Consider the following 9,383-nt stretch of genomic DNA (forward strand, 5'->3'; position numbering starts at 1 on the left):
CAACACGGTTGCAATCCTCGGGATTGACGTGGCGGCAAGCGACTACGTAGCCTCGACTACCCAGGGAGAATGGATCATTGTGACCGGCGTGGTCTCCATTATCATCGTGCTCGCCGGGCTCTACGTCTTCGGCCGCAAACCTGACGATGCACCAAAGACCCCCTGAGCGCATCTTTTTTTTCAAAAACTTTTTTTCGCGCCGGGCTGACCGGGTACTCCATGATACTGCAACGAACGGTACTATTCCTCGCCATTCTCGCATGTACCCTGCTCTTCTCTGCCGGGTGCACGCAGACGGGCGGGACTTCCCCGGCCGCTTCCGCAACCGTGACGACACCGGGAACCACCGGTTCTTCCGGCATGACGCAGTCCGCAACCCTTGCCACGCAGGACAAAGTCCGGCTCGAAACGACGATGGGTAACATCACGATCGCACTCGACCCGGAGATGCCGATCACGGCCGGTAACTTCGAAACGCTCGTTAAGAAAGGCTACTATGACGGTGTCATCTTCCACCGCGTCATCCCCGGGTTTATGATCCAGGGCGGCGACCCGACCGGGACCGGCAGGGGAGGGCCCGGATACACCATCCCCGATGAGTTCACGGCCACGAACCGGAACAACCGGGGCACGGTCGCGATGGCCAATGCCGGCGCGAACACCGGGGGATCGCAGTTCTTCATCAATCTCGTGGACAACAATTATCTCGACACCAAGCACCCGGTCTTCGGGACCGTGGTCGAGGGGATGGACGTGGTGGATGCGATTGCGAAGGTGAAAACCGATGCAAAGTACCGACCGGAAACAAACGTGACGATCCTGCACGCAGAGATGGTGTGAGGAGTTCGTTACCGGACACACCTATCCTCTTTTTCACGGGCATTGGGAACCGGCCGGGAAATCCCCTGTAACGGGGCTCTTTCCAACCGTGCACGAAAACAAAGAATATCACCCGCGGGCACACATACTTCCCGTGCAATCATGACTCCAGCACAGGAACCCGGAAAACGGGTACGGCTCGAAACGAACATGGGCAACATCACGATAGCCCTCGACCCCGAAATGCCGATCACGGCCGGCAACTTTGAAACGCTCGCAAAGAAAGGCTACTACGACGGCGTCATCTTCCACCGCGTGATCGCCGGGTTCATGTTGCAGGGCGGCGACCCGACCGGGACCGGCAGGGGAGGGCCGGGCTACGCAATCAAGGACGAGTTCACGGGCAATAACCGTAACGACCGGGGCACCATCTCAATGGCAAACGCCGGCCCGAACACAGGCGGTTCGCAGTTCTTCATCAACCTTGTGAACAATAATTTCCTCGACGGCAAACATCCGGTCTTCGGGAAGGTCACAGAAGGTATGGATGTCGTGGACAAGATCGGTAAGACAAAGACCGACGCTGACGACCGGCCAAAAGAGAAGGTTACGATTCTCCACGCGGTTGTAGAGTAAGTGGTTCCTGGGAAAAATCCGGGTTTATTCTTTTTTCGCAGGTTGTTAAATCGGCTCGTTTATGCCGGTCGTAATAACAAAAGACAACGGTTTTCAAAAACAGATTCTTTCACTGCAAGGGAATGATATCGCAGTCTCTTTGAGATTTTTTAGATAGTAACGATGAGTGCCACCGCCCCGAAGGGACGCCCCCGCGGCGGGTCAGGATCGAAAAATCCTGAAAAACTCCCTGCCCCGCCGTGCCCTGATAGGGGGCCTGAGGCGGGGAACCCTCGCACCTCTAAAAAATCCCGGACACTCCTGAATCGCCCGTCATCATTTCCCCCAAAGTAACACCTATGTGCCGGGCCGGAGAGAAAGTACAACAGGAAGCGATCATGAAAAAACCCTCAGTTGACCAGGACCCGGATCTCGAAGCGCATTCCACGGCGGCAATCGAACGCCATCTCGCCCGAAGGCCCCGGGCAAAAAAGATGTGGGAACTCCTGACCGGCGATGCCGAAGTGCAGGCCGGCTGGCGGATGGCAAACTACATTGCCTCGACAAAACTGGGGATGAACGATCACGGCCGGACCCACGCGACGGTTGCCACCGCATCGGCACTCACCATGCTCGACCTCCTTGACGGCTCGCCGTTTGTGCCCGACATTATCGCTGGGAAATTCGGTGACCGTGACGACGCGGCGCTCGTCGTGCTGACGGCGATGCTCTGCCACGACCTCGGGAACATGGTGCACCGCGAGGATCACGCAGACCTCGGGGTCGTGCTCGTCCTTCCCCTTCTCGACCGGCTCCTGCCACAGGTCTACGATGATCCGCAAAAACGCACCGCGATCCGGTCGTTCATCCTCTCCGCGATCTACACCCATCATGGCGTGCCAAAACCGCTCACGATCGAGGCGGCACTCGTCTGCATCGCGGACTCGACCGACATGACCAAGGGCCGGGGCCGGGTCGCGTTCGAAACGGGCAGCATCACGATCCATTCGGTCTCGGCACTTGCTATCGAAAAAGTCGAGATCAAAAAAGGAGCAGAAAAGCCCATCGGCCTTCTGATTCACATGTCCAGTTCGGCCGGGATCTTCCAGGTCCAGGAGATCCTCGCGCCCAAGGTCAGGGCCGGGCCGCTTGCAGACGCGGTTGACGTGATCGCGGTGACCTCGGAAAAAGCCAATGCCGCCGGGCAGACGATTGTTTCCGGGATCCGGATGCAGGGCGCAAAATTTGTTCCCCTGCACCGGGGCAGCAGCGGCCGGGCCACACAACGTTAAGTAAAAATAATACGGGCAACACACCCTGCCACCGTGCGGATTTTTTAATTTGCCCTATGGCCAACCCCCGGCCCCGGATAACCATGCAATCAGGCATGATTGTGCGGGCGGACAGCCCGACACCCCCCTTCACCTTTATGCTGCCATTGGCTTTCTACGGAGTACAAGACCGACTCCTACGGGGATTAAGAACATCAGGGCATAGTACACGTACACATCGGGGCCGTAATAACTGGCATGAAGCAGCAGGACAATAAACAGGTAGTCGAGCACAACCGCAATAACGATCCACGTTATCCCGACTCCCACATAATACATCAGGGAAAGCTCCCGTTCCCTGAACCACCACCAGGTAAATGCGATAGTGATTGGGGTAAAAACGATAAGGAGGATCCAGCCCATGATACCCGTAAACGGCGAGAAGAACAGTATAAGCGAGGTGATGTACCCGACCAGCCAGGAAATGATGCCAATTACCACGGTGTCTATGATCCGCTGCATCATAGCAGATTGCCGTTACGCATTTTTGTACTTTTGTGCCGGGCCCCGCACCTGTCGTCGACCGGTGTTGAAGGAAATTACCTGAACGTTATTTTCCAAATCCGCCAAAAAATTTTTATATAGTAAAGCAGGATTGTTTTTAGATTTACCGGTAATTGAGCAGAGGCGAGTGAGACCTGATGGGAAGAAGCATAAAAGACCGGGCGGGGAACCGGGGCGGTAAAGGCTTCGGGGAGGAGAAACGGCGGGGGAACTACAATGACCCGTGGGACGAGGAAAACCCGGATCTGGATCCCTGCCGCAACGTACGGGATCTTTATGAAGACCAGACGAACTCACCAGGTGATGAATATGTCTGGCCAGAAAACGATGATGATGATGACTGAATTCCCGGATCTCTTTTTATAAATTATGAGCAGTGGATCGCTCCTGCCCGGTTTCCTTAGAGTTCCTTTGGGGGTATTTGCTGCATTTACCCTTGCGGCCGGGCCCCGGTCCCACCACACAAGGCTGATCGGGGACGACCCCACAGCCAGCGTGGGCTCCGGCCCGGGTTGAACCCGAATCCTTATGCCCGATAAGAAAGGATAATCCGATAAGAATGAACAGACCGGTCTTTCGAAAATTAAAAAATCAACTCGCTGCCGGGAGTAATCCATGAAATGCCCGTTCTGTAATCCCCCGGCTGAAGATATTGTGGCGAAGAACGATCTCTGTTACGCCCGCTGGGACCGGTTCCCGGTCAGCAGGGGACACCTGCTCGTGATCCCGTTCCGGCATACACCGGATTTCTTTTCGATGACGGATGATGAAAGGCATGCAACCCTGGACCTCATCGGTGAGTGCAAAAAGGTGATTGAGGAACAATTCCACCCGGCCGGCTACAACATCGGGTTCAATGTGGGCGAAGCGGCCGGGCAGACCGTGATGCACTGCCATTGCCACATGATCCCCCGGTATGCCGGGGATGTCCGGGATCCCCGGGGAGGGGTGCGGGGAGTTGTGCCATATAAACAAGAGAGGATTTTAAAAAAACCAACTAAATGAAGGATTTGAAATTGCTACTTCCGTCATGGAATGATCGAGTCATCTCATCATTTTTGCCGGCTGATCGAAATCCTCAAGAAAAGTAAAAACGGCGGGTGTTTTTAGTATGCGGGTTTATCAATCAAAGGTTACCATGAATTCCGGGGACGGCAAAAACCCCATGAAGAACATTATTCTTATCGGCATGCCCGGTGCAGGGAAGAGCACCGTCGGAGTAATCCTTGCAAAAACACTGGGAAGGACGTTTACCGATACTGATCTCGTGATACAGGAAAATTCCGGAAGGCTCCTGCAGGTAATTATTGACACGGAGGGGCCCGATGCTTTCCTGAAAATCGAGGAGAAAACGATATTGTCTCTTCACGGTCACAATTCGGTCATTGCCACGGGGGGCAGTGTTGTTTTCAGCGAGAAGGCGATGGAATATCTCAAAGCGGGCGTTGTCATTTACCTGAAGATCTCCTTTGAGGAGATGGTAAAGAGACTCAATAACATCACGACCCGGGGAATTGTCCTCTTTTCTGGCGAGAGCCTCCGGGATATGTACGACGAGAGGGTTCCCCTGTATGAAAAGTATGCCGATATAACGATCGATTGTTCAGACGATCCTTTTGAGAAGATTGTCGGGAAAGTGATTGAGGAACTTGCCGGGTTTCAGGTATAGGGTTTTTGGGATTTGGCTGGCGGCGGGTGTTTGGATGGAATCATTCACCTCACAAACGTCACAGCCCACCATAACTCTGTAACCGGCTCGATCACCCGGAGCCTCCGCATAGAATCAGAAAAACGCGGGCACGAGGACAGGACCCGGCGCCTGTTGTCCCTCCGTATGATGCCAGAAAAACGCCCGTAAAATCGTCCGATTGCGATCCCTTGAAATCAGACAGATTTTAGCCTATATTTTGCCAAAATACACCAAAATTGAGCCCCATATAATGCCCTTCACAGCCCCACATTCACGTTCTGGCGGCCTCTTTTTTCCGGATCGTGTAAATGGTGGTTTGACATGAGATCTGCCCTCATAACCGCGCTATGAGATCGTTTTAATCTGCCCGATTTCGAAAATACGGCAAATTCAGGAGTATTTTTAAACGGAGCCCGATTCGGGCTTCTTTTTCGTAGGTCAGACCCCAATCAGAAGCCGAAATAAGCCCGGATTGGACCGGGTGCCAGGGGGGATGCTGTGCGGGCGGTGTTACGCGAGAGAGAGGACGAAGGACGAGAGGAATAATGAGATTCGCGGGCGGGTTCCTGAAGGACGCACCTGTTCCGATCGGCTGTACAACCACACCGTTTTTAGTTCCAGCTCTTCATACCTGACCCGTTTCGTCCTCGTTGTGCGGTTCTTCCACACATGAGATAATACAAAAAATCACTCAACAAAAACGGACAGATCGAAGGGAACTCTACCATGGATCTGTCCAAAACGGTTCATCTTTAATTGGACTGGTTCTCCAAGGGAGATTAATCACAAGTTATTAATAGATTTATATGATTCTTATGTTCACTATCACTACTCAAAAAAAATTAAAACGCGGTGGTAAAAATGGACAGGACTTTTAAATGGTACATGGTAAATGTCGTGCTGTCGCTGGCACTGGTAATGACATTTGTTACGATTGGTGCACATGCAGTTACACCTGCACCGATAGGATCGCCCGCAATTGCCCCAATAGTGATACAACAAAATACAACCTATCAGGATGATTCAGGAGGTATCGCAAGTGACACATGCCCAAATGCAATTCTCCATGTGGCAGTTATCGATATAAGTGGATCCGGTATATCGAATGTGGTTGTTGATGTCTCACAAGTAAACACGACGGGTCAATTATCGATGGTTCAGGACGGCTCAGTTATAATAAATGGTAGCACGGCCCTTGTTTACAGCGCGAATGTATACGTCGATAAAGTCATAAGACCCGGTGGCGCAAAACTCCTCCCGGTAACGGCTACCGATAATGCAGGCAATTCAGGTTCCACTTCACTCCTGATTATCGCATTTACCCATATGGGTGTCAGTGTAATTGGGTATGATTCGTCCAAGGCAACCCCGGCCCATCCTGCAAATGTGTCGTTTTTCTATGACCGCAGTCCTGTAAAGATGGTTGTCACTTCCATAGACGGCACGAAATTTACCAACGTTACAGCCAGTTTTGCCTCAGTCGATGGTTCAACATTGGTTGAATATGATAATTCAGGAGTTTTGCAGCCTGATGGAAATTATTCCTACGACATAACCCATACATTAGGAACAATACCCGGCCTGGAAAATGTAAATCAGGCCTGGATAAACGTAACCTTGTCAGTAACTACGCCATATGGGGATAAAATTATAAATATCCCGCAAATTGGTGCACTTACCATTCTTGGGAATTTCAATCCAAAAGAGGATCCATCCAGCGATCTCGGCGGGGATACGACTGACTGGCACACTATCCCGGATTACAGCGCTGCTTATCTCATATTTGAACCCGTCAATTCCTCGACGGGAAAAATTGCCAAGTTACAGTTCAACGAACCAATCGATCTGACAGATTATACGACTGCTATGCAGATGAAACATCTCGGAGAAATGCTCAGAATTTCCGGGAAGTCCATGGATCTCAACGTTTCCGCAGATGCCCTGATTGCTTTTAATAAAGCCGCCACCCTTACGATATACAACCTGACTGCATTCACAACAGATCCAAATATTTTGCAGAACGACAATTTGGTTCCGCCATCAAGTAGTGTAGTTACCAATAAGACCTGGGATAATTCTACAAAAACTCTTACATTCAGTGTTGCACACTGGACGAAGTACTCATGGGATGGAGAGCCACCATCATTATCTTCTTTAGCGGTAGATTATCCGACAAATCAGACATCAGTTAAGAGTGGTCAATCTGTAAAATTACATGCGATAGTAACGGATGCATACAGCGGAGTTCAGAATGTCACTGTGGATGCCACACGTATAGGTTCGGGATTGATAATTTTCAGTAAAGGAACTGAAAATGTATGGTCTAACACGACCGTTGTCAATGCTGCAAATGGTAATTACTCGCTTATTGTAACTGCATATGACAAAGCTGCGAATAAAAATACGGGGAGTATAACGGTATCAGTAAATAATAATATAACCTCCCCGAAGACCACTGCCGGCGTGTTCCGGGCATCCACCGGTTACTGGTACCTGGATTACAATAACGACGGAAAAGTCGATAAAACGGTCAGGTTCGGGAAGGGTGAGGACACACCGGTTGTGGGAGACTGGAGCGACACCGGAACCTCAGGGATCGGCGTGTTCCGAAAATCCACCGGTTACTGGTACCTCGATTCCACGAATGATGAAAAGGCCGATATAACGGTTAAGTTCGGGAAGGGAGGGGATACACCGGTTGTCGGGGATTGGAACGGTGCCGGAAAATCAGAGATTGGCGTGTTCAGAGAATCCACCGGTTACTGGTACCTGGATTTCAATAATGATGGTACTGCCGACAAAACGGTTAAGTTCGGGAAGGGTGGAGACACGCTGGTTGTAGGTGACTGGAACAACACCGGAATCACAGGGATCGGCGTGTTCCGAAAATCCACCGGTTACTGGTACCTGGATTTCAATAATGATGGTACTGCCGATAAAACGGTTAAGTTAGGAAAGGCAGGGGATATACCGGTTGTCGGGGATTGGAACGGTGCCGGAAAATCAGAGATTGGCGTGTTCAGAGAATCCACCGGTTACTGGTATCTGGATTTCAATAATGATGGTACTGCCGATAAAACGGTTAAGTTAGGAAAAGCAGGGGACACGCAGGTTGTAGGTGACTGGAACGGAGCCGGGACCTCAGGGATCGGCGTGTTCCGAAAATCCACGAATTACTGGTACCTGGACTCCAACCTCGATGGAACGATCGACTACCAGTTCAGGTTCGGTACTAATAACGACATCCCGGAAGTGGGACACTGGGCATGAAGTTGCCGGTGAACTATTTTCTTTTTCCCGATTCCAAAAAAATCGGTGTAACGGTACCGGGGATTTCCAAACCGAGATCCCCCGGGATTCATTTTTTATTTTCTTTTAAGGGAGACATACACCTCGTTCAAACCCGATAAATGGCTAAAATTGTCCACTCTGGCCGGATGTGTCCTGTCAGCCCGGTTTTTCACCATCACGGGTGTGCCGGCTTGCAGATACAAATATTTCCCGTAGTTCCATTTTTTATAAAATGAAGATTATGGAGGATATATCTTATCCCTATACAAATGGGAATTGTTAATTGGATTGTTGAACAAATGCCCTCTGTCAACCTGCATCCCCATGGAGAGAACATTAAGCGGGTAACTGGATGAGTACGACTATTCTTGTATTTCTCCCGCGGATGCCTGTCAGGATCGCTACACACGAGGGAATGTACCCACCGTCGGGTTTGAGGAAGTGAAAGAAAATGATTAAACCATTCTGTCAATTTACGAACAGGACTTTATTTATCCTGTGTATAGTTATGGTCGTGGCCGGTATCGGTGTGCCGGTCTGTGCAGGAACAACCGGGAATAATCCCGTGGCGACAACATCTGACCGGTTCACGTATACACTCGTCCCAGCACCGGTTGCCAACTTCGCGGGAACTCCCCTTTCCGGCACTGCCCCCATGACCGTGCAGTTCACCGATGCATCGTCGGGCAGCCCCACGGGATGGGCATGGTTCTTTGGCGATGAGACCTATACGCAATCGTGGACGCTGGAAAACGCGAGTTCCGGGTGGTCGGAACGGGACAGCCAGGCAGTTGTCACGATGCCGGACGGCAGTATCGTTCTCATGGGAGGTATTGATACGACAGGAATCACGACATTCAACGATACGTGGCGGTCAACCGATAACGGCAACACATGGACGCTGGAAAACGCGAGTTCCGGGTGGTCGGGACGGCAGGGACATACTGCGGTCGCGATGCCGGACGGCAGTATCGTTCTCATGGGCGGTGGTGACGGGAATGGTACCCTCCTCTTCAACGATACATGGCGGTCAACCGATAACGGTAAAACGTGGGTACAGGTGAATGCAGGTTCCGGGTGGGAGAAACGATTCTTCCACAGCAGTGTAGTAATGCCGGACGGCAGCATCGTTC

11 protein-coding genes are annotated in these 9,383 nt (G+C 51.5%); 10 read left to right on the forward strand and 1 reads right to left on the reverse strand.

Annotation, left to right across the window (positions count from 1 at the left end):
- Nucleotides 1-219: 219 nt before the first annotated feature.
- The 3 genes from WCX19_RS14585 to WCX19_RS14595 all read left to right on the forward strand — a co-directional run bounded on the left by WCX19_RS14585 (nt 220) and on the right by WCX19_RS14595 (nt 2,726).
- Nucleotides 220-840 carry a peptidylprolyl isomerase gene (locus WCX19_RS14585; protein WP_373009394.1) on the forward strand — a complete coding sequence of 207 codons (621 nt, stop codon included), beginning with the start codon at nt 220-222 and terminating at the stop codon, nt 838-840.
- A 141-nt stretch (nt 841-981) separates the two neighbouring features.
- Nucleotides 982-1,455 carry a peptidylprolyl isomerase gene (locus WCX19_RS14590; protein WP_373009396.1) on the forward strand — a complete coding sequence of 158 codons (474 nt, stop codon included), beginning with the start codon at nt 982-984 and terminating at the stop codon, nt 1,453-1,455.
- A 377-nt stretch (nt 1,456-1,832) separates the two neighbouring features.
- Nucleotides 1,833-2,726, forward strand: a complete 894-nt coding sequence (locus tag WCX19_RS14595; protein ID WP_373009398.1) for an HD domain-containing protein — start codon at nt 1,833-1,835, stop codon at nt 2,724-2,726.
- 135 nt (nt 2,727-2,861) lie between these two features.
- On the opposite strand, the gene WCX19_RS14600 is transcribed toward WCX19_RS14595, so the two are convergent.
- On the reverse strand, nt 2,862-3,230 hold the full coding sequence (locus WCX19_RS14600; protein ID WP_373009400.1) for a hypothetical protein: 369 nt from the start codon (nt 3,228-3,230) through the stop codon (nt 2,862-2,864).
- 176 nt (nt 3,231-3,406) lie between these two features.
- Between WCX19_RS14600 and WCX19_RS14605 the strand changes: the two genes are divergently transcribed.
- From WCX19_RS14605 to WCX19_RS14635, 7 genes are all read left to right on the forward strand, one after another.
- Entirely contained in the window at nt 3,407-3,613 is a 207-nt protein-coding gene (locus tag WCX19_RS14605; protein WP_373009402.1) for a hypothetical protein, read from the forward strand.
- Nucleotides 3,614-3,638: 25 nt separating this feature from the next.
- Nucleotides 3,639-3,785: a hypothetical protein gene (locus WCX19_RS14610; protein WP_373009404.1), complete on the forward strand. Its 147-nt coding sequence runs from the start codon at nt 3,639-3,641 to the stop codon at nt 3,783-3,785.
- A gap of 99 nt (nt 3,786-3,884) precedes the next feature.
- Entirely contained in the window at nt 3,885-4,274 is a 390-nt protein-coding gene (locus WCX19_RS14615) for an HIT family protein (RefSeq protein WP_373009406.1), read from the forward strand.
- Nucleotides 4,275-4,407: 133 nt separating this feature from the next.
- Nucleotides 4,408-4,938 carry a shikimate kinase gene (locus tag WCX19_RS14620; protein WP_373009408.1) on the forward strand — a complete coding sequence of 177 codons (531 nt, stop codon included), beginning with the start codon at nt 4,408-4,410 and terminating at the stop codon, nt 4,936-4,938.
- A gap of 30 nt (nt 4,939-4,968) precedes the next feature.
- Nucleotides 4,969-5,127, forward strand: a complete 159-nt coding sequence (locus WCX19_RS14625) for a hypothetical protein (RefSeq protein WP_373009410.1) — start codon at nt 4,969-4,971, stop codon at nt 5,125-5,127.
- Between the two features lie 693 nt (nt 5,128-5,820).
- On the forward strand, nt 5,821-8,229 hold the full coding sequence (locus WCX19_RS14630) for a hypothetical protein (protein ID WP_373009412.1): 2,409 nt from the start codon (nt 5,821-5,823) through the stop codon (nt 8,227-8,229).
- A gap of 529 nt (nt 8,230-8,758) precedes the next feature.
- A partial coding sequence (locus WCX19_RS14635) for a kelch repeat-containing protein (protein ID WP_373009414.1) occupies nt 8,759-9,383 on the forward strand: 625 nt, incomplete at its 3' end.

Source organism: Methanoregula sp. (assembly GCF_041663825.1).
Taxonomy (GTDB): domain Archaea; phylum Halobacteriota; class Methanomicrobia; order Methanomicrobiales; family Methanospirillaceae; genus Methanoregula.

Bases quoted from the DNA above. Each gene is read 5' to 3' on its own strand.
- WCX19_RS14605 (WP_373009402.1), top strand. From the start codon at position 3,407: ATGGGAAGAAGCATAAAAGACCGGGCGGGGAACCGGGGCGGTAAAGGC.
- WCX19_RS14585 (WP_373009394.1), top strand. From the start codon at position 220: ATGATACTGCAACGAACGGTACTATTCCTCGCCATTCTCGCATGTACC.
- WCX19_RS14600 (WP_373009400.1), bottom strand. From the start codon at position 3,230: ATGATGCAGCGGATCATAGACACCGTGGTAATTGGCATCATTTCCTGG.
- WCX19_RS14595 (WP_373009398.1), top strand. From the start codon at position 1,833: ATGAAAAAACCCTCAGTTGACCAGGACCCGGATCTCGAAGCGCATTCC.
- WCX19_RS14615 (WP_373009406.1), top strand. From the start codon at position 3,885: ATGAAATGCCCGTTCTGTAATCCCCCGGCTGAAGATATTGTGGCGAAG.
- WCX19_RS14590 (WP_373009396.1), top strand. From the start codon at position 982: ATGACTCCAGCACAGGAACCCGGAAAACGGGTACGGCTCGAAACGAAC.
- WCX19_RS14620 (WP_373009408.1), top strand. From the start codon at position 4,408: ATGAATTCCGGGGACGGCAAAAACCCCATGAAGAACATTATTCTTATC.
- WCX19_RS14610 (WP_373009404.1), top strand. From the start codon at position 3,639: ATGAGCAGTGGATCGCTCCTGCCCGGTTTCCTTAGAGTTCCTTTGGGG.
- WCX19_RS14630 (WP_373009412.1), top strand. From the start codon at position 5,821: ATGGACAGGACTTTTAAATGGTACATGGTAAATGTCGTGCTGTCGCTG.